Origin of the sequence: Burkholderia glumae LMG 2196 = ATCC 33617, assembly GCF_000960995.1 — a bacterium.
GTDB lineage: Bacteria > Pseudomonadota > Gammaproteobacteria > Burkholderiales > Burkholderiaceae > Burkholderia > Burkholderia glumae.
Window position 1 is genome coordinate 2,340,709 of the sequence record NZ_CP009434.1, and the last position, 26,027, is coordinate 2,366,735.

Genomic DNA, 26,027 nt, shown 5'->3' on the forward strand with positions numbered 1-26,027 from the left:
GCAAGCCGGCTGCGGGCGGCCCGGCCGCTCTCCTCACGACGCAGCGCCGCGCCAGCCCGCGCGGTGCGCCCGACCTCGCCGGGCCGCCGCCCCCTGGCGCAGCCGCCACGGTTGGCGCGCCGCGTTGTAGGCAGGGAACACGATCGGCCGCGCATTCTTGTAGTTCCTACAAGGAAGACCGCCCGCCCATCGCGGCGGTGCGCCGTCTGGCGCGGCGATCGCGCCGATATGGCGCGTGGCCCGGATCTTGCTCTCATCCCCTGCTCCTTCCAGGAGCCTCGACATGTCCACCACGCCCTCCCTCCAGCAGCCCGGCCTGCGCGACGCCCTCGCCGCGCCCCCCGATTCCGCGGGCCGCTTCGGCCGCGCCATCCAGGAAGGGCTGCCGTTTCCGCTTGGCGCGACATGGAACGGACACGGCGTCAATTTCGCGCTGTTCTCCGCCCACGCCACCAAGGTCGAGCTCTGCCTGTTCGACGAAGACGGCAAGACCGAGCGGGAGCGCATCGCGCTGCCCGAATACACCGACGAGGTTTTCCATGTGTTCGTGCCGGGCCTGGAGCCGGGCGCCGTGTACGGCTACCGCGTGCACGGGCCCTACGAGCCCGAGCGCGGCCACCGCTTCAATCCCAACAAGCTGCTGCTCGACCCTTATGCAAAGGCCCATGTCGGCGAACTCGTCTGGGCGCCCGAAATCTTCGGCTACACGCTCGACTCGCCCGACGGCGACCTGTCGTTCGACGAGCGCGACAGCGCGCCGTTCGTGCCGAAATGCAAGGTGGTCGATTCGACGTTCTCCTGGACCCATCCGGACCGCCACGTCGTGGCGCCGGATCGCGTCATCGTCTACGAAGCGCATGTGCGCGGCTTCACGAAAATGCATCCGGACCTGCCCGAGCCGCTGCGCGGCACCTTCGCCGGCTTTGCCCACCCACGCGTGATCGATTACATCCGCGGGCTCGGCGTGACGACGGTCGAACTGCTGCCGGTGCATACCTTCGTCAACGACAGCTACCTGCTCGACAAGGGCCTGACGAACTACTGGGGCTACAACACGATCGGCTTCTTTGCCGCCGATCCGCGCTATTTCGCGGACAAGAAGGCGTCCTTGGGCGAATTCAAGGAGATGGTGGACCGCTACCACCAGGCCGGGCTCGAAGTGATCCTCGACGTCGTGTACAACCACACGGCCGAAGGCAACGAGCTCGGCCCCACGCTGTCGTTCAAGGGTATCGACAACGCCTCCTACTACCGGCTGATGCCCGACCAGCCTCGCTACTACATCAACGACACCGGCACCGGGAACACCTTCAACCTGTCGTGCCCGCGCGTGCTGCAGATGGTCACCGACAGCCTGCGCTACTGGGTGGCGGAGATGAAGGTGGACGGCTTCCGGTTCGACCTCGCCACCATCCTCGGCCGCGAGCCGCACGGCTTCGACGAGGGCGGCGGCTTCCTCGACGCGTGCCGCCAGGACCCCCTGCTGGCCAGCGTAAGGCTGATCGCCGAGCCCTGGGACTGCGGGCCGGGCGGCTATCAGGTCGGCGGATTCCCGCCGGGCTGGTCGGAGTGGAACGACACGTTCCGCGACACGGTGCGCGCGTACTGGAAGGGCGACGACGCCATGGCCGCCGAACTGGCCAAGCGGATCACCGCGTCGGGCGACAAATTCAACCGTCGCGGCCGGCGCCCGTGGGCCAGCGTCAATTTCATCACGGCACACGACGGCTTCACGCTGAACGACCTGGTGTCGTACAACGACAAGCACAACGAGGCGAACGGCGAGGACAACCGGGACGGCCACGCCGACAACCGCTCCTGGAACATGGGGGTCGAAGGCCCGACCGACGATCCGGCGATCCGCGAGCAGCGCGAACGCCAGAAGCGCAACCTGCTGGCGACGCTGCTGCTGTCGCAAGGCACGCCGATGATCCTCGGCGGCGACGAGTTCGGCCGCACCCAGCGCGGCAACAACAACGCCTATTGCCAGGACAACGAAATCAGCTGGGTCGACTGGAACGGCATCGACGCGGACGGCCAGGCGCTGGCCGAATTCGTGCGCAAGCTGACCACCCTGCGGCGGCGCCTGCCGGTGCTGCGGCGCGGGCGGTTCCTGACCGGCGAGCACAACGAGGCGCTCGGCGTGACGGACGCGCGCTGGATATCGGCGGCGGGCGACGACCTCACCCAGGCGCAATGGGACGACCCGTCGATGCGCTGCTTCGGGCTCGTGATCGACGGGCGCGCCCAGGCGAGCGGCATCGTCAAGGCGGCCTCGGACGCCACCTTGCTGCTCGTGTTCAACGCCCATTTCGACGTGGTGGACTTCACGCTGCCCGCGGTCCCGGACGGCGAGCACTGGACCTGCCTGCTCGACACCAACGTGCCGGTGCGCCAGGCGCTGCCCGAATTCCCGAGCGGCGCCGTGTACCAGGTGACGGGCCGCTCGCTGCTGCTGTTCGCGCTCGAGGCGCCGAGCGCCGCGACGCAGCGCGTGTTCGACCGTCTCGAGACGGTATTGGTCGACGGCGCCGACTGAGGGCGCCGGCGCGCGCCGGGCGCGGCTCGGCGAGCGCCCCGGTGGAGCGCGGCAGGTAGATCCTCACGGTGGTGCCGTGGCCCACCTCGCTATCGATGCGGATCTGGCCGCCGCTCTGCTTGCCGAAGCCGTAGGCCATGCTGAGACCGAGCCCGGTGCCCTGCCCTTCCGGCTTGGTCGTGAAGAACGGCTCGAACGCGCGATCGAGCACCTCGCGCCTCATGCCGGCGCCGGTGCCGGTCACGGCCAGCATCACGTACTGGCCGGCCGGCAGGTCGGGCACGCTCGCCACGTAGCCGTCGTCGAGCATCGCGTTGGCAAGCTCGAGCGTGAGCCTGCCGCCGTCGGGCATCGCGTCGCGCGCGTTGATGGCGAGGTTCAGCACCACTTTCTCGAGCTGATGCGGATCGACCTGCGTGTTCCAGAGGCCGCCCGCCACCACCGTCTCGATCTCGACCGATTCGCCGAGCGCCTGACGCAGCAGTTCGTCGATGTCGCGCAGCAGCCGCGCCGGGCTGATGACCGCCGGCTGCAGCGGCTGGCGGCGGCCGAACGCGAGCAGGTGGGATGCCAGCCGCGCGCCGCGATCGACCCGCCACCTCGCCGGGCTCGCGACCCCGCGGCGGCACGCCGGAGATTGCCCGCATTGTGTCATTTTTTCGACGCGGCGCCGGCACGCCGATGCGGGAACCAGGCGCCCCGGCGTTGCGGGCGGCGAGCGCGGCGCCGCGCGTTTCCGGCGAGGAGCGGCAGCCTCGCGGCGACGGGCACCCGGGACGGGACGAAACGGGACGAAACGGGACGAAACGGGACGAAACGGGACGGGACGACGAAGCGCCGGCCGCGTCCGAGCCGTGGGCATGCGGCAGGCCGGCGACACGGCCGGGCCGGTCGTATCGAGGCGCGTGCCCGAGGCCGGCAGCATGCCGAGCGCGCGCTTCGCGGCCGGGCCCGGCGCGCCGCCCGGCCCGCCCGGCGCCGCCGTTAGCGCCCGGCCACCGGCGTCGTCGGCGCCGGCGTCCCCGCAGCCTGCTGCGCCGGCGCCGCGCGCAACGCGCGCCCCAGCGCATCGAGCCGCCGCGCGCCCTGCTCGAGGGTCTGCTCCAATCGCAGCGCCCGTTCCTGCAGGCGCTCGATCGCGTCGCGCGCCTGCCCGGCCGCGCGGTCCGCCGCGAACGCGGCACGCTCGAGCACCGCCGCGCGCAGCGCCGCGTAGAGGCGCGGGACATCGGCCTCGCTCGGCGCCGCCGCGCCGCCTGCCACGCGTGGCGCCTCGCCGGCGCCGTCGTGCAGATCGATGCAAGCGCCGAACGCGTCCGACAGGCCGGGCACGATCAGGTAGTCGCGGAATTGCGCCGGGACTTCGTCGAGCAGCGCGGCGTCGATCGCGTGCGCCACCGTCCGGCACAGCGCCGGCAGGTCGGGCGCCGCGGCATGGGCGTCGAGCGCCCGCGGCAGCGCCGGCAGCACGCGCCGCGCGATCGCGCGGCGCAGTTGCGCCTGCTGCGCGTCGAGCTGCCCGGCCGCCTCGTGCGCGAGCGCGGCCAGCCGCGCCAGCATCGGCCGCAGCTCGGCGCGCAGCGCGCCCGACAGGTTCTCGTCCAGATGATGCAGCGCCACCTCGGCGCGCTTGCGGCGCTTGTAGGCCAGCGCCGGCCCGCTCAGCGCATGCAGCGCCGCGTAGAGCCGCTCGAATCCGGCCGCGGCCAGCGCCTGGCCGTCGGCCTCACTGCCGGCCTCGCCGTCCCGCTTGCCGCCAGCCGCCTCGGCCGGCTCGCGCGCCATGCGCACCGACACCGATACGGGCGCGGCCAGCCGCGCGGCGTCCACGCCCAGCGCGGCGAGCTTGTCGGCTGCGCGCGCCGCCACGTCGGCCTCCTGCAGCGCGCGCCGCGCCGCGCTCTTGTTGGCGAGGCGCCTGACGAGCCGGCCGTCCAGTTCGTCCTCCTCATATTCGTCGCTGCGCGTGAGCACCGGCAGCAGCGGCTTGCCGCGATGCAGCTCCAGGCCGAGATCGTCGAGTTCCTGCACCTGCCCGGGCGAGGCCGAGCTGGTCAGCCAGATCACGCCGTCCGCGCTCTCGATGAAGCGGCGCGTGAGCGCCGCGTTGTCGGGCGTCACGGAGTGCAGGCCGGGCGTGTCGAGCAGCACCAGCCGCGCGCCCAGATACACGCCCTGCAACTGCGCGGTGGTTTCGGTCTCGCCCTCGCGAAAGCGTCCGGCCGTCACGACCAGCCGGCCCGCCTCGACGCGGAAATACCGCACCGTCCTGCCGTGCGCGGCGAAGCGATCGGCGAGGAAATTGCAGAACGAACTCTTGCCGGCATTGAACTTGCCGAACACCAGCAGCATCGCGCGATCCTCGAATTGCCCGGCCAGCGAGGCGGCCGCCTCGATGCTCGCCCATGGCTGCGAGCAGGCCTGCCCGGCGGCCTGCAGCGCCGCGTCGATCGCCGCGCCCTGCATGGCGAGCGCGCTGCCCTCGCGCAGCCCCTCGCAGCCGAGCCGCGCCTCGCCCAGGCTCGCCTGCCGATCGATCAGCCAGGCCTCGAACGCGTCGAACAGGCCCGACAGATCGCGCGCGCCGAACGCCAGCCCGTCGGCCGCGTCGATGAAGCGCCGTTCCTCGCTCGCGAGCGCCGTCATGCGCCGGCCCGCCATGCGTCGATCGCGGCCGCCGCCCGCGCCGTGGCGGCAACGGCCTGCTCCTGCGCGGCCAGCTCGCTCGCGAGCGCCACGCGGTCCGCCGACAGTTCATAGTAGTGCGTGAAGTCGCGGCGCAGCCGGTCGCGGCCGGCCGCCTCGCCGAACATGCGGCGCAGATCGCGGCGGAACTTCACGGAAATGCCCATCACGGCGATCATCACGGAATGGAGGCTGCCCGCCGCCATCGCGCGCCCGGGCGGCAGCTCGGACACGCCGTGTCCGGCGAGGAAGCCGTCGATCTCGATGCAGGCGCGCGAATAGGCGATCTGGATCCGCGCGCGCTCGCGCTTGCCGGCGGTGCTCGCGTAGGGGTCGCGCGCCGTGTCGGGCACGCTCGCGTGATCGCTGCCGAGCGAATCGAGCAGCGCGCAGAGGTCCGCGCCGACCGTGTCGATCACGGCGCGCAGGCCGCGCTCGAAGCCGTCGCGCTGCTGCCGTTGCCGCTCGCGCAGCCGCGCCAGCGCCGCGTCCTGCTCGGCGCGCAGCGCGCCCAGCTGCGCGGCGATGTCCGTGCGCAGCCGCGCGGCCTCGCGGGCACGCGCGGCCGGCACCCGTTCGAGCGCGGCACCGAGCGCCGCCTGCAGCGCCGGAATCCCGCTGCGCTCGACCAGCAGGCACTTGCCGCCCTGCTGCCCGTTGCGATGCCGCACCGACGACACGCAGCACGGCTCGGCCGCGGGCACCTGCGCGACCAGCGCGGCCACCACCCGGGCGAGCGCGGCGGCGTCGGCCAGCTGATCGATCTGCGACAGCACCAGGAAGGTCCGGCGCGCGCTGCGCGCGTCGTCGTCGAGCAGGGCCACGAGCCATTGCCGCTCGCGCGCGTCGAGCTCGCCCTCCCCGGCCGCGTGGACGAACAGGCGGATGTCCGCCTCGAGCCGGACCGCGCGCAGCGCGTGGCGATCGTCGGCCCCGGCCACGTCGGCGTCGAGCCCCGGCGCGTCGAGCCAGCGCACGCCCGCGTGCCGCCCGTGCGCCAGCGCCACGGTCTCGCGCCGGTCGGAGACGGCGAACAGCGGCTTGCCGGCCAGCACGTCGCCAAGCGCGGCGTCATCGAGGTCAATGGACACGCAGCTTCCTCCCGGCGGGCAAGGATCGATCGGCGGGCCGCGGCAAGGCGCGCGGCCCGGCCGGGCGCGGCGCGGGACTCAGGCGGCGGCCGAGGCGCGCGGGCGCTGCACGATCTGGTTGTCGCGGCCGGCCACCCGCGCGGTCAGCACGATGTCGAATTCGATCGCCCGGTACGCGTCGGCCTTCAGGCCGAGCGCCGCGCCGCCCGTCTTTTCGACGACATGCGGAATCAGCGACTCGCGCGTGGCATAGGCGAAGTCGTCCCAGATCAGCGGATCGCCCTCGATGTTGAACTGCGTGGTCAGCTTGCGGTGCGCCTCGCTGGTCACGAAGAAATGCACGTGCGCGGGGCGGTTGCCGTGGCGCCCGAGCCCGTTCAGCAGCTGCTGGGTCGCGCCGTGCGGCGGGCAGCCGTAGCCGACCGGCATCAGCGTGCGAAACTCATAGCGGCCGTCCGCGCCGGTGCGCACGGCGCCGCGCAGGTTGAACGGGGTCTGCGCGCCGGTCGGATCGAAATGCGAATAGAAGCCCTTCGAGTTGGCGTGCCAGCACTCGATCACCGCGCCCGCCACCGGCTTGCCGTCCGGCCCCTTGATGGTGCCGTGGATCACGAGCGGGCCGGCGTCCTCGTCGGCGTCGAGATCGATCTTCGCCACGCCGTCCTGCACCGGCGCGCCGGCCACGTAGAGCGGCCCCTCGATGGTGCGCGGCGTGCCGCCCGTGATGCCGGCCTCGCGGTCCTCGGCGTCCATGCGGATGTCCAGGTACTTCTCGAGGCCGAGGCCCGCGGCGAGCAGCGCCGCCTCGCCGTCCTGGCCGAGCTTGTTGAGGTAGTGGATGCCGGCCCAGACCTCGTCGGGCGTGATGTCGAGCTCGTCGATGGCGCGGAACAGGTCGCCGAGCAGCCGGTGGACGATGCGCTTGAGGCGCGCGTCGCCGCCGCCGTCGTCCTCGAGGTTCGCCGCGGCTCTGAGCAGGTCCTGCACTTCCTGGGTCTGAAACACCTGAACGTTCATGGGGATTGTCTCCTTGTTGATAGGGGCGAGGCGCGCCGGCGTCCTCAGGCGTCGCCGTCGCGCACCGACGACGGGTGCCGGCACAGCGGCATGACCGAGATCGTCATGTAAGGGAACAGCGGCAGCGCGGTGAGCAGTTCGTGCAGCTCGGCATTGCTCTCGACGTCGAACACGCTGACGTTCGCGTATTCGCCGACGATACGCCAGATGTGGCGCCACTTGCCGCTGCGCTGCAGCTCCTGGGAATAGGCCTTCTCGCGCAGCTTGATCGCGTCGGCGACGTCGGCGGGCAGGTCGGCCGGCAGATTGACGTCCATGCGCACGTGGAAAAGCATCTCGGGGTTCCTTTCGATCGATGGGAATCAACGGGTCACGCGGATCAGCCCGTCGCGCGTGAAGCGGCGCAGCTTGGCCTCGTCGAGCTCGATGCCGAGGCCGGGGCCGGCGGGCACGGTCAGCTCGAAATCGCGATAGTCGAGCGGCGTGGTGAGGATTTCCTCGGTGATGAGCAGCGGCCCGAACAGCTCGGTGCCCCACTGCAGATTCGCGAAGCTCGCGAACAGCTGCGCCGAGGCGATCGTGCTGACGGCGCCCTCCAGCATGGTGCCGCCGTAGAGTTCGATGCCGGCCGCGTCGGCCACCGCCGCCACGCGCTGCGCCGCGAACAGGCCGCCGCTCTGCTCGATCTTAATCGCGAACACGTCGGCGCCGCCCTGCCGGGCGATCTCGAACGCGCTCTCGGGGCCTTGCAGGATCTCGTCGGCCATCAAGGCCACCGGGTAGCGGCGCGTCAGGCGCGCCAGCGCGGCGGGCGAGGCCACCGGCTGCTCGACCAGCTCGCAGCCCGCCTCGGCCAGTGCCGGGATCGCGCGGGCCGCCTGCGTCTCGCTCCAGGCCATGTTGACGTCCACCCGCACCGTGCCGCGCCCGTCCAGCGCCCGGCAGATCTCGGCCACGTGGCGCACGTCGGCCTCCACCGGCCTCGCGCCGATCTTCAGCTTGAAGACGCGATGGCGGCGAGCCTCGATCATCCGCTCGGCCTCCTCGATGTCGCGCGCGGTGTCGCCCGAGGCGAGCGTCCACGCCACCGGCAGCCGCTCGCGGCGGCGCCCGCCGAGCAGTTCGCTCAGGGGCACGCCCAGCCGCTTGCCTTGCGCGTCGAGCAGCGCCGTCTCCAGCGCGCTCTTGGCGAAGTGATTGACGCGCACCAGCTTGCCGAGGTGCGCCATCAGCGCCTGCACCTGCGTGGCGTCGCGGCCGATCATGGCCGGCGCGAAATAGGCGTCGATCGCCAGCTTCATCGCCTCCGGGCTCTCCGGCCCGTAGGCCATGCCGGCGATGGTGGTGCCCTCGCCGATGCCGACCACGCCGTCGCTGCAGAACAGCTTCACCAGCATCAGGGTTTGCCCGTGCATGGTGGCCACCGACAGCCGGTGCGGGCGGATCGTGGGCAGATCGACGAGGCAGGTTTCGACGCGCTCGACGGTGGCGCGGGACGGGGCGGAGGCGGCGGTGGCGGAGTTCATGGCATCGATTTATACGGGGCGCGGGCGCGGCGCGTCCAACACCTTTTTTATCCGGCACGATACCTTTAAGATATCGTCCGTCACATCCCCTCAACGCTCCGCCCCGCCCGCCGCCCGGCCGCCATGGATCTTCGCCAGCTCCGCTATTTCGTCGCCGTCGCGCGCGAACGCAACTTCACGCGCGCCGCAGCGCAGCTGCACATCGCGCAACCGCCGCTGAGCCGCCAGATCCAGCTGCTCGAGGAGGAGCTCGGCGTACAACTGGTGATCCGCGACAGCCGTCCGGTGCAGCTGACCGACGCGGGCCGGCTGCTGCACGAGCAGGCGATCCAGATCCTCGGACGCGTCGAGCAGACGCGCGAAGCCACGCGCCGCGTGGGCCTGCACCAGCGCGCCGTGCTGTCGATCGGCTTCGTCGCCTCGACGCTCTACGGCCACCTGCCGGCGCTGCTGAAGATGCTGCGCACGCGCGCGCCGGAACTCGAGATCCGGATGGTGGAGCTGATGTCGGTCGAGCAGCTCGACGCGCTGAAGGCGGGCCGCATCGATCTCGGCTTCGGGCGCGTGCGCCACAGCGATCCGGGCGTGGCCGGCATCGTGATCCAGGAGGAGCGGCTTGCGGTGGCGGTGCCGAAATCCTCGCCGCTGGCCGGCAGCGCGGCGCCGCTGCCGATCGGTCTGCTGGCCGGGCAGCGGCTGATCGTCTATCCGAAGGAGCCGCGCCCCGGCTTCGCCGACCAGGTGCTCGACGCGCTGCACGGCCACGACGTGGCGCTCGACGAGGTGCTCGAAGTACGCGAGATCCAGACCGCACTCGGGCTGGTGGCCGCCGAATTCGGCGTCTGCCTGATCCCCGCCTCGGCGTGCCAGATGCGCCACGATCTCGACTACCGGCTGATCGACAGCGAGCGCGTGACCTCGCCGGTGATCCTCAATTACCGGCTCAACGACCGCTCGCCCTACATCGCGCTGGTCGAGGCGCTGATCGAGGAAGTCTATCGGTAGCGCGGGGCGGCGCGGCTAATGCAGCTTGCCGACCGCCTTCGACACCGCCGCCGGGGTCTCGTACTCGCCATCGGGAAGCTTCAGCAGCAGGTCGAGCACCGCATCGTCGGCGCTGCCGTCGCGCGCATGCTTGACCAGGTCGGCCTTGACGGCCGGATAAGCGACGCCCTTGAGGGCCTTCTGGAGGTCGATCGGGCTCGCGTGGCCGTCGTTCGACTCGCCGTGGCCCGCCTGACGCGGTTGGGAAGGTGAGGATGTCATGATGCGCTCTCCTGCGTAGATGGGGTGGGCCGGCCGCGGCGCGGACGCCACCGGGGCTGCGAGGTCGCGCGCGAGGCGGCGCGGCATCGCCACAACGGATGCATCGCTCGCGCCTCAGACCGTGCGGCGCGTCAGCATGGAACGAATGTTTCCGATCGCCTGCGCCGGGTTCAGGCCCTTCGGGCACACGCTCGCGCAGTTCATGATGGTGCGGCAGCGAAACAGCCGGTAGGGGTCCTCGAGATCGTCGAGCCGCGAGGCGGTGGCCTGGTCGCGCGAGTCGGCGATGAAGCGGTAGGCCTGCAGCAACCCGGCCGGCCCGACGAACTTGTCGGGATTCCACCAGTACGATGGGCATTGCGTCGAGCAGCAGGCGCAGAGAATGCATTCGTAGAGCCCGTCGAGCTGCTCGCGCTCCTCGGGCGACTGCGGCCGCTCCCGCTCGGGCGGCGGCGTGTCGTTGATGAGGTACGGGCGGATCGAGTGGTACTGGTTGAAAAAATCGGTCATGTCGACGATCAGGTCACGCACCACCGGCAGCCCCGGCAGCGGCCGCAGCGTGATCTCGGCCGGCAACTCGCGCAGGTTGGTCAGGCACGCGAGGCCGTTGCGGCCGTTGATGTTCATCGCATCGGACCCGCAGATGCCCTCGCGGCACGAACGCCGATACGCCAGCGTCTCGTCGAGCGCCTTCAGCCTGCCGAGCACGTCGAGCAGCATGCGCTCGCCCGCGGCCAGTTCGATCTCGTAGGTCTGCAGCCTCGGCCGCGCGTCGCGGTCGGGATCATAGCGGTACACATGCAGCACGCGGTGGTCGCTCATAGTCGTGTCTCCGGTTCGCGGCGCCCGTGCGGGCTCGGGCATGACCGGCTCATTCGAAGGCCTCGCCGTGGTCGATGACATAGCGCCCGCGCTCGAGGCCGTCGCGCACCGCCTCGGCCGCCGTCTGCCATTGCGGGCCGCCCGGCTCCGGCATCGGGCAATCGACGGGGCGGCCGTCGCGATACATCGCGATCTCGGGCAGCCAGCCGCCGCGCGCGTTGCGCCGCGCGCCGACCTGGATTTCATGGCCACGATAGAGCTCGGTGGTCGGGGGATGGGTCGCTTCCTGCACGTTGCCTCCTGATGGTCGGAAATACGCGCCGCGCGCAAGCGCCGGCAGCCGCCAACTCGGTGATGCATCGCCCATGCCCGGCGGTGCGCCCCGCGTGGCCGCGCGCACTGCGTCGCGCTGCATGCCCGCGCTGCAAGGATTGAAAATCGGCACCGGTACGCCTACGCGGACGAACGGCCGCGGCCGTGGACATGACGGCCGCCACCGGCGCCGAAGCCGCGCGCAGCCGGCCGCGCGCGACGGCGCGACCAACCGGTTCAGCGCGGCGGCGCCGCGCTTCATCGGCCGGCCGCCTTCGCGTTGCCGGCCTGCTCGGCAAACTCCGTGAGCTTCAGATCGGTGGCCTTTTCCTCTTCGAGCGTTTGCGCCAGCAGCTTGACGGCCGGCTCCAGGCCCAGTTGCTTGCCGATCGCGCAGAGGCTGCCGTATGCGGCGATCTCGTAGTGCTCGACCTTCTGCGCCGCCGCCACCAGGCCGGCATCGAGCACCGGCCCCTTCTCGATCTCGTCGATCAGTTCCTCGCCTTCCTCGATCAGCCCCTCCATGGCCACGCATTTGATGCGCTTGAGCCGCAGCCCGCAGGTCTCCACCACCTGGTCGATGCGCTCGACCTGGCCGCGCGTCTCCTCGAGATGGGCGTTGAATGCCTCGCCGAGCTTCGGATCGGAAGCGGAGCGGGCCAGCTTGCCGAGCGCGCGCGTCAGCTGTTTCTCCGCGCTGTAGATATCGGACAGCATGTGGACGAACAAATCGTCGACGGTTTTTCGTTGTGCCATGACTGACTCCTGTTTCGGGTGGGTGGAGTCTCCCATGCTGCAACGGCCGTACCCGAGCCGCGCCCCGTGCGCCGCACGGCATGCCGCGGCAAGGACCGGCCGCGCCGGCCGCCCGACGGGCGCTTTTTTCGCGCCTGGAAATTTTGCATCGCTTAACGATCGGCATCGCGCGGCTCGTGCAGCGGCTGACAGCTGCGCCGCCAGCGAAAGGCGGCCGCGGGCGGAACGCCGCTTGCGCAACCGCACGGCGGACGGCGACCGCCGCTCTGCCCGCCCCTTCCGGAGAAACGACGATGAGAGCACTACGATGGCATGGCAAGCACGACATTCGTTGCGATACGGTACCGGACCCGGTCATCGAGGACGGACGGGACGCGATCGTGCGCGTCTCCACCTGCGCGATCTGCGGCTCGGATCTGCACCTGTTCGACGGCCTGATGCCGGGCATGAAGCATGGCGACATCATGGGCCATGAATTCATGGGCGAAGTGGTCGAGCTCGGCAAGGAAAACCGGACCCTGCGGCTCGGCCAGCGCGTGGTCGTGCCGTTTACGATCTTCTGCGGCGAATGCGACCAGTGCCGGCGCGGCAATTTCTCGGTCTGCGAGCGCAGCAACCGCAATCGCGACCAGGCGAGCAAGCTGTTCGGGCACACCACGGCCGGCCTGTTCGGCTATTCGCACCTCACGGGCGGCTATCCCGGCGGGCAGGCCGAATATGTGCGCGTGCCGTTGGCCGACACCACCCACATTCCGGTGCCCGACGGCCTCGCCGACGAACAGGCCCTGTTCCTCGGCGACATCCTGCCGACCGGCTGGCAGGCCGCCGTCAATTGCGATATCGAGCCCACCGATACGGTGGCGATATGGGGCGCCGGGCCGGTCGGGCAGATGGCGATTCGCAGCGCCGTGTTGCTCGGGGCGCAGCAGGTGATCGCGATCGACCGCGTGCCGGAGCGGCTCGAGATGGCGCGCCAGGGCGGCGCGGTCACGATCGATTTCGATCACGACAGCGTGTTGGAGCGCCTGAACGAGCTGACGGCCGGCCGGGGTCCGGAAAAATGCATCGATGCGGTCGGCATGGAATCGCATGCGACCCGCTCGCTGGACGCGATGTACGACCGCGTCAAGCAGGCCGTGATGCTCGAAACCGATCGCCCGCACGTGCTGCGCGAGATGATCTACGTCTGCCGGCCGGCATCCTCTCGATACCGGGCGTCTATGGCGGCGTGCTCGACAAGATCCCGTTCGGCGCCGCGATGAACAAGGGGCTGACGTGGCGCATGGGGCAGACGCACGTGAAACGCTGGAGCGGCGACCTGCTGGCGCGCATCGAGCGCGGCCAGATCGATCCGTCGTTCGTGATCACGCATTCGGTCTCGCTCGAGGCCGGCCCGGGCATGTACGAGACGTTCCGCGACAAGCGCGACGGCTGCGTCAAGGTGGTGATGAAGCCCTGAAGCCGGCCCGGGCGGCGCGCGCGGCCACCGCGCGCCGGCGATCTATTCGTCGGGTTCGAAACTGATCAGGTGATCGCTGCGGGCGATGCGCCCGCCTTCCACCCTCACCGTGCCGGCATAGCGCACCCGCAGCCCGGCCGGGGCGCCGGGGGCCGAGCGCGCGCCGCCGGCCTGCTGCGGCGGCTCCGCCGCGCCGGTTTCCGGGCAATCCGCCTGGCATGATGTCGGTTCGATGAACGGCATGGGCTCCTCCGGATGAGCGCGACCTGGCGCGCGGGCAGCCTGTCCCGTCGCAATTTCCGGGCCCGGCCGCCCAAGGCGTCGCGCGCGGCCGCCGCGCCGATCGGCCCGGCCGGACACGCCATCCCGGGCTTGGGATTTTTTCCAAGCCGGGTAAAATGCCGCTGTTTTCTTGCTGCCTCCCCCAAAGCCGTCGTCTCAACCAGAAAAACCATGGCCATGCGATACCGGAAAATTGCGCTCCGCGGAGTCGCGCCGCTTTGTCTCGGCGCGCTGGTCGCGATCGTACTGGGCCGTCCGGGCATCGCGCGGGCCGACTGCATCGACGAGGCCGCCGCGTTCCAGCACGTGAACGTGGGCCTGATGCGTGCGATCGCGCAGGTCGAATCGGGCACCCGCACCAACGTGATCAACCCGAACAGCAACGGCACGTTCGACATCGGCCTGATGCAGATAAACAGTTCGTGGCTGCCGCGCCTCGCGCGCGAGGGCATCACCGAGCAGAGCCTGTTCGATCCCTGCACCAACGCCTATGTCGGCGCCTGGATCCTCTCCGAAAACATTCGCCAATTCGGACCGACCTGGAACGCGATCGGCGCGTACAACGCGAGCGCGCCCGACAAGCGGCTCGCCTACGCACGCAAGGTCTACGACGCGGCCCAGTCGATCATCAGCACAGCGGACTCCCCGATGCCCATTCTCCCGCCCTCCTTCATACCGCCGCAGACCTACAACCCGTTCGCGAGCCTCGAGGTCAACCAGGTCAGGCTGGCGGCGCCGCGGGCCGCGAACGCACCGGCGGCGGCTCCCGCCGGCGCGCCGCCGTCCCCGGCGATTTCAGCGGCGGCGCCCGGCCAGTACAACTTCGGCTGGGACATCAGCGGCGCGCCCGAGGTCAAACCGGTGCAGGTGTTCGACGATGGCAAGCGGATCTACGCGCAGTTCAGCGACATGAAGCGGGTGCCGGCGATCTTCGCCGACACGCCGCACGGCCGCGCGGTGCTGCGCTGGGAATCGCAGCCGCCCTATGCGGTGATCTCGTCGCTCGAGCCTTCGCTGATCTTCCAGCTCGGCGGCGCCGAGGCCAAGGCCCAGCGCCGGCCGAACAACGCGCCGCTGCCGCCGGGCATGCAGGCGGCGGCCTCCGCCGCGGCCGCGGCCGGCGCCGCGGCGTCGAAGTCGCGCGGCGCCGGGGCGGTGGGCACCGATGCGCTCTGGTACGTGTCGACCCCGACGACGGTGCCGGGGCCGACGAAGCTGCCCAACGTCGAGTCACCGGCCAATTCAGCCGCCACGTTCGCCACGGCGCAGACCGGGCCGGCGCCGGCAGCCGCGCCCGCCGCCCCGGCGCCCGCCAGGAAGTCGGCCGCCGATGCGCGCAACAGCACCAGCGCGCTCTGGTACCTGACGAAATAGCATTTCCCCCGCCCCTCCCCCGCCACACCCACCACCCCACCCCCACCCCACACGCGCCGCCACGCGCGGCGCCGCGGCGGCGGCGCCGTGCCGATGCCCGCTGCCGCGCGGTCGACAACGGCCGTCGTTTTCTTTGCCGCGCGATGTCTTTTATTTATGTGACATCGTATGACCAAATCGCTATGATCAAAATCATCCGGAGCAGGCGTGGTTTCCGCGCTTCGCGCCAAAAGCGCTGCACAACCATTCAAGAATCGCGAATAGCACCTGAAATTATTCGTTCATTGGAGAGACACGGAAATCCGGTAGCTTGTCGTTCGACTACCGGGAACCTCAGGTCGTAACGACGTCCTATGACAAGAATCGATGCGCCGCCCGAATGACGCCAACGGCGAGGAGACCGCCGTGAGCGCGGCCCATTCGACGCAGGAACGCTTGGTGGCGGCAGCCTGACGATCAGGATCACTGATCAAGCACCGGGCACGCGCCGCCCGGCTGCCGCGCCTCGCGCGACGGCCGGCGGCGGGAGCCGAATCCGCTTTCCCCTTCCCCACTCGACAGCAAGGAACGACATGACTCCGAGAAACCGCGTCCGCACCAGCGTCACGGCCACCTTTGGCGCGCTCGCCAGCCTGATCGCGTTCGCCGCGCCGCCGGCCGCCCATGCAGCGAGCTGCGCGACGCCGCAATGGAGCAGTTCGCCGGCCGCCAACACGAGCGCCCTGCAAAGCGCGATCAACCGGTGCTCGGGCGCCGCCGGCAACCCGGGCCTGATCGACCTGCGCGCCAACAACGGCGTGTCCACGGCCGTCATCACGAGCGTCAAGCTCGCCAGCAACATCGTGCTGAAGCTGGAAAAGGGCTTCACGCTGAAGGGCTCGCCGGGCCAGCCCTCGGACGGCGCGATGCTGACCGGCAGCGGTCTGAGCAACGTGACCCTCACCGGCACCGGCGCGATCGACGGCGACGGACAGAGCTACTGGGCGAGCGCGGTGGGCAAGAACAACACGGCACGGCCGCGGCTGATCAAGCTGACGGGCTCGAACCTGCAGATCGGCTCGAATTTCACCGACGCGGGCAAGCCGCAATCGATCGTGGCCTTTCCGAGCGCGTCGAACGATCCCGGCAACGCGCTCATCATCCGCAATTCGCCGAAAGAGCAGCTCGTGATCGAGTCGGGCTCGAAGAACGTGACGATCGACGGCGTCTGGATCTACGCGAACCCGAAGCGCAACGCGAACGGCAACGATCTCGCGCCGAACACCGATGCGATCGACATCATCGGCACCCAGACCGCCCATGTTCGCAATTGCCTGCTCGACACCGGCGACGACGACATCGCCATCAAGTCCAACGCCGGCAGCGCGGCCACCAGCGATGTCGACATCAGCCACTGCGTGGTGGGCGGCGGCCACGGCATCTCGATCGGCGGCCAGGAGGCGGCGGGCCACACGCTCGCGAAACCCGGCGTCTCGCACGTGACGGTCGACACGGTGCAGTTCAGCGGCACCGACTTCGGCTACCGGATCAAGACCGACCAGACCGCCAAGGACAGCGGCGCGACCACCGGCGTGACCTACCGCAACACCTGCATGCGCAACGTCCAGCAGCCGTTCCTGTTCACCTACACCTATGCCTCGGGCACGGGCGGCGACCTGCCGGTCATCGCGAACGTCAGCATCGACAACGTGATCGCCACCGCCACCAAGGCACAGGGCGCCATCATCGGCCTGCCGAACAGCCTGATCGGGGTGCCGAAATCGGGCGACACGGGCATCCGCATCACCAACAGCCGGATCACCGGCGGCAAGCCGTTCGCGGTCAGCAACGGTGAACTGCAGGTGGGCAGCCACAGCATCGTGACCACCTCCAGCGGCACCAACGGCCAGGTGGTGCCGATCGCCGACACCGGCGCGACGCTCGCCTGCCCCGCCTCCATCACCATTCCGGCGCAACGCTGAGCGGCGCCGCGCCCGCTCGCCGCGCGCGCGGCGTCCCGCCGTGACGCCGCGCGCCGCTGCGCCCGATCTGCTCAAAAACGGCACAGATGCGCTGATCGGGAGCACCGGCGAGCGGCACGGCATCGCGGCGGGCCTTGGCGCAACGTGCGCTCCGGCGATGGTACGGTTCCTGCAAAGGACCGATGTGGCAGCAACGACACCCCCACATCATCATCCGGAGCAAACATGAGCTACCTGAGCATCGCCGACCGCACCGACAGCTTCTTCATTCCCTGCGTCACGCTGATCGGCGCCGGCTGCGCGCGCGAGACGGGCACGCGGGCGAAGTCGCTGGGCGCGAAAAAGGCGCTGATCGTCACCGACGCGGGACTGCACAAGATGGGCCTGTCCGCGACGATCGCCGGCTATCTGCGCGAGGCCGGCGTCGACGCCGTGATCTTCCCCGGCGCCGAGCCGAACCCGACCGACGTCAACGTGCACGACGGCGTGAAGCTCTATCAGCAAAACGGCTGTGATTTCATCGTGTCGCTGGGCGGCGGCTCCTCGCACGACTGCGCGAAGGGCATCGGGCTCGTCACGGCGGGCGGCGGCCACATCAGCCACTACGAGGGCGTGGACAAATCGAGCGTGCCGATGACGCCGCTCATCTCGATCAACACCACGGCCGGCACGGCCGCCGAGATGACGCGCTTTTGCATCATCACCAACTCGAGCAACCACGTGAAGATGGCGATCGTCGACTGGCGCTGCACGCCGCTCATCGCGATCGACGACCCGCGCCTGATGGTGGCCATGCCGCCCGCGCTGACGGCCGCCACCGGCATGGACGCGCTCACGCACGCGGTGGAAGCCTACGTCTCCACCGCCGCCACGCCGATCACCGACGCCTGCGCGGAAAAGGCGATCGCGCTGATCGGCGAGTGGCTGCCGAAGGCGGTGGCCAACGGCGAATCGATGGAGGCGCGCGCGGCCATGTGCTACGCGCAGTATCTGGCCGGCATGGCCTTCAACAACGCCTCGCTCGGCTACGTCCATGCCATGGCGCACCAGCTCGGCGGCTTCTACAACCTGCCGCACGGCGTCTGCAACGCGATCCTGCTGCCGCACGTCTGCGAGTTCAACCTGATCGCGGCGCCGGAGCGCTTCGCGCGCATCGCCGCGCTGCTCGGCGCGAACACCGCGGGGCTGTCGGTGACCGACGCGGGCGCCGCGGCGATCGCCGCGATCCGCGCGCTATCGGCCTCGATCGACATTCCCGCTGGCCTCGCCGGCCTGGGCGTGAAGGCCGACGACCACGAGGTGATGGCGCGCAACGCGCAGAAGGATGCCTGCATGCTGACCAACCCGCGCACGGCCACGCTGAAGCAGGTGATCGGCATCTTCGAAGCCGCGATGTAGGCGCCGCCGGCATGCCGCGGCCGGCACCAGCGGGCCGCCGCGCGCACCGTGGCCGGAAACGCGACGGCCCTGGGACGTTGCGGGACGGCGCGATATCCTGCATGCTGTTCGCAAGCGTCGGCTCGGGCCGTGCTCCGCCGCGTACCCGTTTCGACGCGAACCCCCGCAGCCGCACGGGCAGCGGCTGGCGGGGCCGGGCCATTCCCTACAAAAACATCAACGCTCATGACGAACGTTCGCGATGTGTCAACCACCCGCCTGCTCGACCTCGTTTTCAAGCTCGGCGCGGTGGCGACGCTCGGCTACTTCGCCTACGGCGCGCTCGGCGAGTGGCAAAGGAATCCGTCGCGCATCACGTTGCTGCTCGCGGTGATCAGCGCCTGCGTCAGCGTGACGGTGTCGCTTGCATCGCGCACGCCCACCACGCGCAACATGAGGCCGCTCGCCGTGTTCCTGACGCTCGGCGCCACCTACTACTACCCGGCGCTGGTGCTCACGCCGGGCACGCACCTGATACCGGAGCTCGCGGGCGCGGCGATCCAGGCCGTCGGCATCTGCTGGGAAATCTATTCGAAGCTGTCGCTGGGGCGCTCGTTCGGCCTGCTGCCCGCGCATCGCGCGGTCGTGGTGCGCGGCGCCTACCGCCACGTGCGCCACCCGATCTACCTCGGCTACTTCATGCACTATCTCGGCTTCCTGCTCACCAACTTCGGATGGCAGAACGGCCTCATCTACGCCGGGCTGTTCGCGATACTGATCCTGAGAATTTTCCTCGAGGAGGACGTGCTGAAGCGGGAAGACCCGGCGTACCTGAACTACTGCCGCCGGGTACGCTTCCGGCTCGTGCCGTTCGTCTTCTGACCGCAGCCGCGAAACACGATCGCGGCGCGAACGGCCGGAGCACGATGCGCGGCGGATGGTGTGCTCGATCGCGGGCGCTTTCTGCACCGGCTCGCCGGCCTTGCGGATGAGGGCGAAGATGCCGGCTGGATGCATGGTGACTGCCAAAAACCGCACGGCGTGCTTGTTGAAATCCTAGGGACCCAGGGTGGTGCCGCAAATTCGGACCTCGTTCATGAAGCCTGCCGAGCCGGCAATTTTCGACGCGCAATCGACCGCGAGGCTGCTCGACTACCGCGTGCTGATCGAGGTGCTGCGCGAGACCGTCGTCGAATACGGCGCTGGCGGGATCGTCAGCCCGGAGCGGCTGGTCGTCCCGCTGCAGGCGGGCGGCCTGATGCTGTCGATGCCGTCGAGCGCCGCGGACCTCGCCATCCACAAGCTCGTCAACGTCTGCCCCGCCAACGCGCAGCGCCGGCTTCCGACCATCCATGGCCAGGTGATCGCCTGCGATGCGCATACCGGACAGACGCTGTTCGTCCTCGACGGCCCGACCCTCACCGGGCGCCGCACGGCGGCCGTGACGGCGCTCGGCATCATGACGCTGCACGGCAAGCCGCCGGCCGAATGCCTCCTGATCGGCACCGGCAAGCAGGCCGCCAACCACGTCGAGGCGCTCGCCGCCTTGTTCCCGCAGGCACGCATCCTGTGCCGGGGCCGCTGCCGCGCGAGCACCGAGCGCTTCGTGGCGCAGCAGCGCGGCGTGGCGCCGAACCTCGTTGCGCTAGACGGCGAAGTGCCGGCTCACACCGACGTCGTCATCGCGGCGACCACCAGCAAGACGCCGGTGTACGACGCGCCCGCCCGCGAGGGACGCCTGGTCGTCGGAGTCGGCGCCTTCACGCCCGACGCGGCCGAGATCGGCAAGGCGACGGTGGACGGCAGCTACCTCGTGGTGGACGATCCGCTCGGCGCGACACACGAGGCCGGCGACCTCATCCAGGCCCGCGTCGATTGGCACGAGGTCCACTCCCTCGCGGAGGCGCTCGAAGGCAAGCTCGATCCGCGCGCGCCGGTGTTCTTCAAGAGCGTCGGCTGTGCCGCCTGGGACCTGGCGGCCTGCCGGGTGGCGCGACGGGCGATCGGCTAGCCGGGGGCTGAAGGTCACGCCCATTGCGCATCGGAACCGCGCTTGCCGCGCCGTCGTCAGGCGGCATACGCGCTCATGCCGCTGCCCGCCGCGGCACGAGCTCGGGCTGGGGGCGCTCCGCCGGCAAGCAGCCTGACCACCAAACGCAAAACGCCTCGCCGGAATCGACCCGGCGAGGCGTTCTGGGCTTTCACGCGTTACTTCTTAAACTGCTCCTTGACGGAGTCGCTCGCCTTGCCGACGTTCGACTGGACCTTGCCGGCCGTCTTCTCGGCAATCCCTTCGGCCTGGGTCGCGCGGTCGCCGGTGACCTTACCGATCGCTTCCTTGATCGACCCCTTCACCTGCTTGACGGCGCCTTCAATGCGGTTCTTGTCCATGATGGTTTCCCTCCAGGTTGACGATAGAGATGGGACAACGTCTTCCGTCGCAACCGCTGGCTTGCATACGGAATGGAATCAGTATCGTCAGGTCCGGCATGGCGAACCAGAAGCGAATGCATTACCCGACCCAGTGCATTTGCCGCAGCTTCTGCCGGGTCACTTCTCCTTCGTCTTCCTCGATGAACTCCGCGTTTGACGCGCCGCGATGGCCTTGCCGAAATGCCCGCGCGTCTGCGCCCATACGATCGCTTCGGCACGGCTGTGGACGTCGAGCTTCGCATAGATGGTCGCGACATGATTGCGTACGGTAGCGGGCGAGAGCTCCAGCGCCTTCGCGATGTCCTTGTCCGACAGCCCCTTGCACAGCTGCTCGAAGACGTCGCATTCACGGGCGGTCAGATCCGAGAGATGCGCGCCCGCATCCGGCGCGTTAGCGCGGCGCACGTTGGCCAGTTTCTCGATGAGCGTCCGGCTGAACCACGAGGCATCCTGCATGACCGTCTCGATCGCCGACACCAGCTCCATTTCGGAACGCTTGCGGTCGGTGATGTCCAGTATCGCCATCAGCACGCATTCCGTGCCATGTATGGTCACCGGCTCCGCCGACACCAGGCAGTCGAGCACGCTGCCGTCCTCGGTACGCAGGCGGAATTCGACGCTGCGGACGCTGCCGGACTGTTGCAGCCGTTCGGCGATCTTCTGCGCGGCGTCATCGGCCCATAAGCCCACTTCATCGATGCGCTTTCCGACGATCTGCTCGGTGCCGAAGCCCGTCGTGGCCGTGAATGCATCGTTGACATCCAGCGTCATGCAGCCGTCGGCCGCGTAGAGCACCGTGGGGATCGGGTTCATCCGGAACGAGCGCTCGAACCGCTCCTCGCTCTGCTTGAGCGCGGTTTCCGCGCGTTTGCGCGGCTCCAGGTCCATGAAGGTGAAAAGCATGCAGGCTTCGTCGCCGATCTCGATCGGCTGGCCGGCCACGACCACGAACTTCGTGATGCCTTCCGGCAGCTTCAGCACGGCCTCCATCTGAGGAATGGTCGCGCCTTCCCTCAGACGCTCGATGGCAAGCTCACGCCGCTCCGCCGCCTCGAACACGTCGAGCTCGAACACCGATCGCCCGATCACGTCTTCACGCACATAGCCGGTCATTTCCAGGAAGCCCTGATTGACCTTGATATAGCGTTGATCCTGCAGCCGGCAGATGAGCGCCGGCGCCGGGTTCGCGTTGAAGGTCCTCTCGAAGCGCTGCTCGGCACTCGCCCAGTCGCTCGCGTCGTGCAGGATCAGCGCCAGACAATCGGGCTCGTCGTTCGCGTTGGTCAGCACCAGGCTGCGAATCCGGTGCACCCAACGCGCGTCTTCGTCGTCGGCCCGGCTGACTTCGACGACGACGTCGCTGAAGCTTTCCCCCGCGATGACCCGGTCGATCGGATAGCTGCCCGGCTGCACCGCGTGGTTGTTCCGGTAGCGCAGCCGGAAGCGTTCGCGGTACTCGTCCACATTCGCGCCCAGGTCGGCGAGCGTCTCGGCGCCATGCATTTCGAGCGCGGCCTGATTCGCCCACACGATCGTCTGGTCCGGCTCCACCAGGATGACGCCTTCGGTCAGGCCGCTCATGATCTGATGCAATTGCTTGCGGTCGGTCTGCTTGCGCAACACCTTGTCGTCGATTCGTGCCTGCTCGGCGGCCTCACGATCCTCAGCGGAATCGCCCATCGTCCTTTCTCCCATGTCATCCAGGCGGGCGCCGCATCGCGATGGCGGCGGCCCGCTGAAGTTTGACACCAGCCGCGCCGGACCGCAAAGCTTTGCGCCACCGTGGCATACGCACCACGCCAGACAGTGCGAATGCACCATTCGCCCGTGCCTCCTAGTCCCTACACTGCTCTCAGTGTCCGCTGTTGCCGGCCGAGGTCCTGTTCCGACCCACGCCGGATCGACGACCGGCATCTCGCGCGAAGGCGCGCAGCCCAGGTGCCTTGAAGCACCGGCGAGCCGAGCCTGTCGTCGCACCAAGCCCACCCGACTAACAAGGAGAGTGTTGATGAACCCGTCTGATTCGATCCGCCAACCCGTCCGCCTGATCCCGACGCGCCCATCGTGGGGCGCGGTGTTCGTCGGCTTCGTGGTGGCGATGTCCACTTACCTGTTTCTCGCCGTCCTCGGCACCGCGATCGGCGCCAGTGCCTTCGACCCGCTCGGCAACCGCAATCCCTTCAGCGGATTCGGCACGGCCGCGAGCATCTGGGTCGCCTTATCGACGCTGCTGGCGCTGGCGGCGGGCGGCTTCTTCGCCGGCCGTTCGGCGCCCGGCAAAGGCGCGCTGCACGGCTTCCTGAGCTGGTCCTTGACGACGCTGGCGACCGTCTATCTGGTGTCGAGCGTGGCGGGCGGCGCGATCGGCGCGGTATCGGGCGTCGCGGGCCAGGGGCTGTCGCTGGCGGGCCAGGGCATCGCCGCCGTGGCGCCGACGCTGGCATCCGGCGCGAAGGCCGCCCTGCGCAGGAATGGCGTGTCGCCGAACCTCGACGATATCGAGGCGAACCTCGAGACCCTGCTGAAGCAGTCGGGCAAATCGGCACTCGCACCGTCGCAACTGGCTTCGGCCGCGAGCGCCGCTGCGGCGGATGCCGGCTCGACGGCCAGCCAGGCAGCCGTCAACCCGCAGTCGTCGGGCGCCGATCTGAAGGATTTCTTCGCACGTCTGAAAGCAAAGGCCCAACCTGCGATGGATGCGGCTGACCGCGATGCGCTCGTCAACATCATCGTCGCGCGCACCGGCAAGTCCCGGCAGGAGGCCGAACAGATCGCCGACCACTACGAGCAGACCTACAACCAGGCGCAGCAGCAGCTTCAGCAACTGAAGCAGGCGGGCGAACAGAAGGTCCGTGAGGCTGGCGACGCGGCATCGGCCGGCGTGAGCCGGGTGGCATGGATGGCCGTCATCGTTCTGCTGCTCGGGGCGATTGTCTCGGCCCTGGCAGGACTGATCGGTCATCGCACGAACCGCGCGATCGCGGCGCCCGCCGCCCCGGAAAGCGTGCACTGACGGGCGGCAAACCCGCAACCACGACAAGTCCGATGTTCAAGTTATCGAGGAGGATTCCCATGAAGCCACGTATTGCACTGTTCGCTCTGCTCGCCGCCCTGCCCGCGCTGGTCTTGACACCGCAGGCGTCTGCCAAGGGCTGTCTGAAAGGTGCCGCGGTAGGCGGCGTGGCGGGCCACGTCGCCGGCCATCATGCGGTCGCCGGGGCCGTGCTCGGCTGTGCGGTCGGCCATCATCAGGCGGCCAAGAAGGAAAAGCAACAGGCCGCCGCCGCACAGCAGGCGTCGGGCGCCTCGAAGCCGCAGTAAGCGAGGCTCGCTACACGTCGCTGCGACAACCGTTGCGTTGCGCGGCGACGGTGGCGAGCATCGGGCCGCACCGCCAAGGCCAATGCGCCGCCGGCCGGGGTTTTCATCCCCGGCGATTGATCTGCTCGTCGTGGGTTGTGGCGCCGAGTCAGGCGGCAATGGCGCCGCTCACATGCTGCCGCGACACGCAGCGTGGGCGGTACACGCGTTCGCGCCGGGTGGTGCGGCGGAAGTGTCGGTGGGGTTTTGACAACCGACTGGAACAGGGATCAACGGCCGCCGGAACGACATCGGGATGAACCGCCTCGAAGCGGCCATCTCGTCCCCGACTCCCACCCGACGGGAAGGCGCCGGCTTCGGCATGCGCCGCCAAGCGTAAGCTGCCCGCGGAACACGGCACAAGCTGTGCGCGGGCAATCGTTCCAACGTACCTCTGCCTCTCTGCAGCGAATCATCAGCCGGCCATCGGCAGGAAATAAAGCATCAATCATCCACCAAAATCATCGAAGCTTTATTTCCTGGAATGGAAAATCCAAATTCCTTGAAACAGGGCATGCTTCACAAAAAATCGCCAGCCTGCCGACCGGCATCAAGTCACGCGCAATCCATGAAAACAGCACGTGCGACAGGCAATTCTCGTTTCGGCAGCTAAAAATAAAAACCAATTGCAATTAAAAATTCCGCTCGATTACCCCCTGCACCTCCTCAAGCCACCCTCTCGGAAAATGAATCCGACTCTGCCGCAACACGATGCCTTAAAAAGGCCCGCTTTATTTGTAAATAAATTCAAATAATGCAGCAACGCCCATCATGACAAACCTCAAAACCATACAGAGAGCCGCAGGTATTGCCAGCACCAGCAACGAGGCAGCTATCACCTTCAATATGACGAGCACGGTCACGGATTCCTCCAAAACACACCCTATCGGCAGATTACTTGAAAACTTGATGGTTGCCATCCGGCTTCGATTAGACGAATGCGAGAGGAAGGCAACCGATGACGCCTCCGCGCCGTCCCGGCGCTTCGCTTGGCCCCGGGCCGCGGGCCGCGCACCGGCCGACGGCCGAAGACGTCTGCTTCCTCGGCGCCACGATGATTTGATAACATACTTCGCTGATCGGACCGCCTGAATTTTGCTTTGAGAGGAGCGCCGGTGAGCCGATTCGAGGCCTTGGCCGCCGTCACGGCGGCTAGCGCCCACTGCAAATAACATCCGGGCCGGCTTGCTGCGGGGCGACCTGTTGCCGGTCCGAACAAGATGCGGAGTTCCCTCGTGGCCAGTCAGGCTTTAGAACAATTGCTGGGCGCCCGGCATACCCAATATCAGCGGCTCGTCAAACTGGATACCCCGATCGGGCAAGACGCCCTCGCGCGGGCAAGTCCTTGCTCGCCAGCGTGCTCGATAAGGTCAGCGTGTTCGCGCAGAATCTCGGCATCAAGATTTTCGCGGCGAAGGGGCCGGTGGACATCCAGGCGCAGGGTGGCCCGCTTTCGGTGGTGGGCCTGGAGGACGTGAAGATCGAGAGCGCAAACGGCCGCTTGGTGCTGACCGCGGCGAACGAAGTCTGGATCGGCGCCGGCGGCTCGTATATCAGCATCAAGGGCGGCGTCATCGAGAACGTGACGACCGGCCAGATCCTGGAAAAATGCGCCACCTGGGACAAGCCGGGCAGCGCGAGCGGGACGATCCGCGACAAGCTGCAGGCCACGCCGATCGCCGGCGACGGTGGGCGCGGCACGCCGTTCTCGGGCTGAACGTACCGCGCCGCCCCTCACGATAAGAAATGACCGAGAGATTCCGAGCA

Annotated in this window: 22 protein-coding genes and 3 pseudogenes; 11 read left to right on the forward strand and 14 right to left on the reverse strand. The window is 68.9% G+C overall.

What is annotated here, in order from left to right; genetic code table 11:
• Positions 1–283 precede the first annotated feature (283 nt).
• Positions 284–2,539, forward strand: a complete 2,256-nt coding sequence (gene glgX, locus KS03_RS10565; RefSeq protein WP_012733534.1) for a glycogen debranching protein GlgX — start codon at positions 284–286, stop codon at positions 2,537–2,539.
• Positions 2,540–2,555: 16 nt separating this feature from the next.
• Here glgX and KS03_RS32750 read toward each other — a convergent pair.
• From KS03_RS32750 to KS03_RS10590, 6 genes and pseudogenes are all read right to left on the reverse strand, one after another.
• Positions 2,556–3,131, reverse strand: a pseudogene (locus tag KS03_RS32750) (ATP-binding protein); the annotation flags it as partial.
• Between the two features lie 392 nt (positions 3,132–3,523).
• Complete coding sequence (locus tag KS03_RS10570; RefSeq protein WP_012733533.1) at positions 3,524–5,185, reverse strand: GTPase; 1,662 nt, start codon at positions 5,183–5,185, stop codon at positions 3,524–3,526.
• Entirely contained in the window at positions 5,182–6,315 is a 1,134-nt protein-coding gene (locus tag KS03_RS10575; RefSeq protein ID WP_174484817.1) for a hypothetical protein, read from the reverse strand. Before KS03_RS10575 ends, KS03_RS10570 begins: the two co-directional genes overlap by 4 nt.
• A 78-nt stretch (positions 6,316–6,393) precedes the next feature.
• Entirely contained in the window at positions 6,394–7,332 is a 939-nt protein-coding gene (gene catA, locus KS03_RS10580; protein ID WP_012733531.1) for a catechol 1,2-dioxygenase, read from the reverse strand.
• A 44-nt stretch (positions 7,333–7,376) separates the two neighbouring features.
• Positions 7,377–7,667: a muconolactone Delta-isomerase gene (catC, locus tag KS03_RS10585; protein ID WP_012733530.1), complete on the reverse strand. Its 291-nt coding sequence runs from the start codon at positions 7,665–7,667 to the stop codon at positions 7,377–7,379.
• Positions 7,668–7,694: 27 nt separating this feature from the next.
• Positions 7,695–8,858 (reverse strand): muconate/chloromuconate family cycloisomerase, encoded by a 1,164-nt coding sequence (locus tag KS03_RS10590; RefSeq protein WP_012733529.1) that lies wholly within the window; start codon positions 8,856–8,858, stop codon positions 7,695–7,697.
• Between the two features lie 123 nt (positions 8,859–8,981).
• On the opposite strand from KS03_RS10590, the gene KS03_RS10595 reads away from it, so the two are divergent.
• A complete protein-coding gene (locus KS03_RS10595; RefSeq protein ID WP_012733528.1) occupies positions 8,982–9,863 on the forward strand; it encodes a LysR family transcriptional regulator in 882 nt (293 codons plus the stop codon).
• A 15-nt stretch (positions 9,864–9,878) separates the two neighbouring features.
• On the opposite strand, the gene KS03_RS10600 is transcribed toward KS03_RS10595, so the two are convergent.
• From KS03_RS10600 to KS03_RS10615, 4 genes are all read right to left on the reverse strand, one after another.
• A complete protein-coding gene (locus KS03_RS10600) occupies positions 9,879–10,124 on the reverse strand; it encodes a DUF2795 domain-containing protein (protein WP_230674354.1) in 246 nt (81 codons plus the stop codon).
• Positions 10,125–10,238: 114 nt separating this feature from the next.
• Positions 10,239–10,946 carry a succinate dehydrogenase/fumarate reductase iron-sulfur subunit gene (locus KS03_RS10605; protein ID WP_012733526.1) on the reverse strand — a complete coding sequence of 236 codons (708 nt, stop codon included), beginning with the start codon at positions 10,944–10,946 and terminating at the stop codon, positions 10,239–10,241.
• A 49-nt stretch (positions 10,947–10,995) separates the two neighbouring features.
• Positions 10,996–11,238: a DUF6566 family protein gene (locus tag KS03_RS10610; RefSeq protein ID WP_017423701.1), complete on the reverse strand. Its 243-nt coding sequence runs from the start codon at positions 11,236–11,238 to the stop codon at positions 10,996–10,998.
• Positions 11,239–11,516: 278 nt separating this feature from the next.
• Positions 11,517–12,014, reverse strand: coding sequence for a YciE/YciF ferroxidase family protein (locus tag KS03_RS10615; protein WP_012733524.1), 498 nt, complete (start codon positions 12,012–12,014; stop codon positions 11,517–11,519).
• 293 nt (positions 12,015–12,307) lie between these two features.
• Between KS03_RS10615 and KS03_RS10620 the strand changes: the two are divergent.
• A pseudogene (locus KS03_RS10620) lies at positions 12,308–13,473 on the forward strand (zinc-dependent alcohol dehydrogenase).
• A 42-nt stretch (positions 13,474–13,515) separates the two neighbouring features.
• On the opposite strand, the gene KS03_RS10625 reads toward KS03_RS10620, so the two are convergent.
• A complete protein-coding gene (locus KS03_RS10625) occupies positions 13,516–13,716 on the reverse strand; it encodes a hypothetical protein (RefSeq protein ID WP_017423699.1) in 201 nt (66 codons plus the stop codon).
• A 210-nt stretch (positions 13,717–13,926) separates the two neighbouring features.
• Between KS03_RS10625 and KS03_RS10630 the strand changes: the two genes are divergently transcribed.
• The 5 genes from KS03_RS10630 (at position 13,927) to lhpI (ending at position 20,478) form a co-directional block, all read left to right on the forward strand.
• Positions 13,927–15,129, forward strand: coding sequence for a lytic transglycosylase domain-containing protein (locus KS03_RS10630; protein ID WP_012733523.1), 1,203 nt, complete (start codon positions 13,927–13,929; stop codon positions 15,127–15,129).
• A gap of 572 nt (positions 15,130–15,701) precedes the next feature.
• Positions 15,702–17,090 (forward strand): glycoside hydrolase family 28 protein, encoded by a 1,389-nt coding sequence (locus KS03_RS10635; RefSeq protein WP_012733522.1) that lies wholly within the window; start codon positions 15,702–15,704, stop codon positions 17,088–17,090.
• A gap of 225 nt (positions 17,091–17,315) precedes the next feature.
• Entirely contained in the window at positions 17,316–18,488 is a 1,173-nt protein-coding gene (mdh, locus tag KS03_RS10640; RefSeq protein ID WP_012733521.1) for an iron-dependent methanol dehydrogenase, read from the forward strand.
• A 243-nt stretch (positions 18,489–18,731) separates the two neighbouring features.
• Positions 18,732–19,349 carry a methyltransferase family protein gene (locus tag KS03_RS10645; protein ID WP_232252176.1) on the forward strand — a complete coding sequence of 206 codons (618 nt, stop codon included), beginning with the start codon at positions 18,732–18,734 and terminating at the stop codon, positions 19,347–19,349.
• Positions 19,350–19,563: 214 nt separating this feature from the next.
• Positions 19,564–20,478 carry a bifunctional Delta(1)-pyrroline-2-carboxylate/Delta(1)-piperideine-2-carboxylate reductase gene (gene lhpI / locus KS03_RS10650; RefSeq protein WP_035980332.1) on the forward strand — a complete coding sequence of 305 codons (915 nt, stop codon included), beginning with the start codon at positions 19,564–19,566 and terminating at the stop codon, positions 20,476–20,478.
• Between the two features lie 197 nt (positions 20,479–20,675).
• On the opposite strand, the gene KS03_RS10655 is transcribed toward lhpI, so the two are convergent.
• Both KS03_RS10655 and KS03_RS10660 read right to left on the reverse strand, forming a co-directional pair.
• The gene (locus KS03_RS10655; protein ID WP_012733518.1) at positions 20,676–20,858 is read right to left on the reverse strand and encodes a CsbD family protein; all 183 of its coding nucleotides are present in this window, start codon (positions 20,856–20,858) and stop codon (positions 20,676–20,678) included.
• 159 nt (positions 20,859–21,017) lie between these two features.
• Entirely contained in the window at positions 21,018–22,580 is a 1,563-nt protein-coding gene (locus KS03_RS10660) for a helix-turn-helix transcriptional regulator (protein WP_012733517.1), read from the reverse strand.
• A gap of 394 nt (positions 22,581–22,974) precedes the next feature.
• Between KS03_RS10660 and KS03_RS10665 the strand changes: the two genes are divergently transcribed.
• Both KS03_RS10665 and KS03_RS10670 read left to right on the forward strand, forming a co-directional pair.
• Entirely contained in the window at positions 22,975–23,913 is a 939-nt protein-coding gene (locus tag KS03_RS10665; RefSeq protein ID WP_232252177.1) for a hypothetical protein, read from the forward strand.
• A gap of 59 nt (positions 23,914–23,972) precedes the next feature.
• A complete protein-coding gene (locus KS03_RS10670) occupies positions 23,973–24,221 on the forward strand; it encodes a hypothetical protein (RefSeq protein ID WP_012733515.1) in 249 nt (82 codons plus the stop codon).
• Between the two features lie 770 nt (positions 24,222–24,991).
• On the opposite strand, the gene KS03_RS10675 is transcribed toward KS03_RS10670, so the two are convergent.
• Positions 24,992–25,180: a hypothetical protein gene (locus KS03_RS10675; protein ID WP_017432642.1), complete on the reverse strand. Its 189-nt coding sequence runs from the start codon at positions 25,178–25,180 to the stop codon at positions 24,992–24,994.
• Between the two features lie 413 nt (positions 25,181–25,593).
• On the opposite strand from KS03_RS10675, the pseudogene KS03_RS10680 reads away from it, so the two are divergent.
• Positions 25,594–25,977 (forward strand): annotated as a pseudogene (locus KS03_RS10680) (DUF2345 domain-containing protein); the annotation flags it as partial.
• Positions 25,978–26,027: the final 50 nt, after the last annotated feature.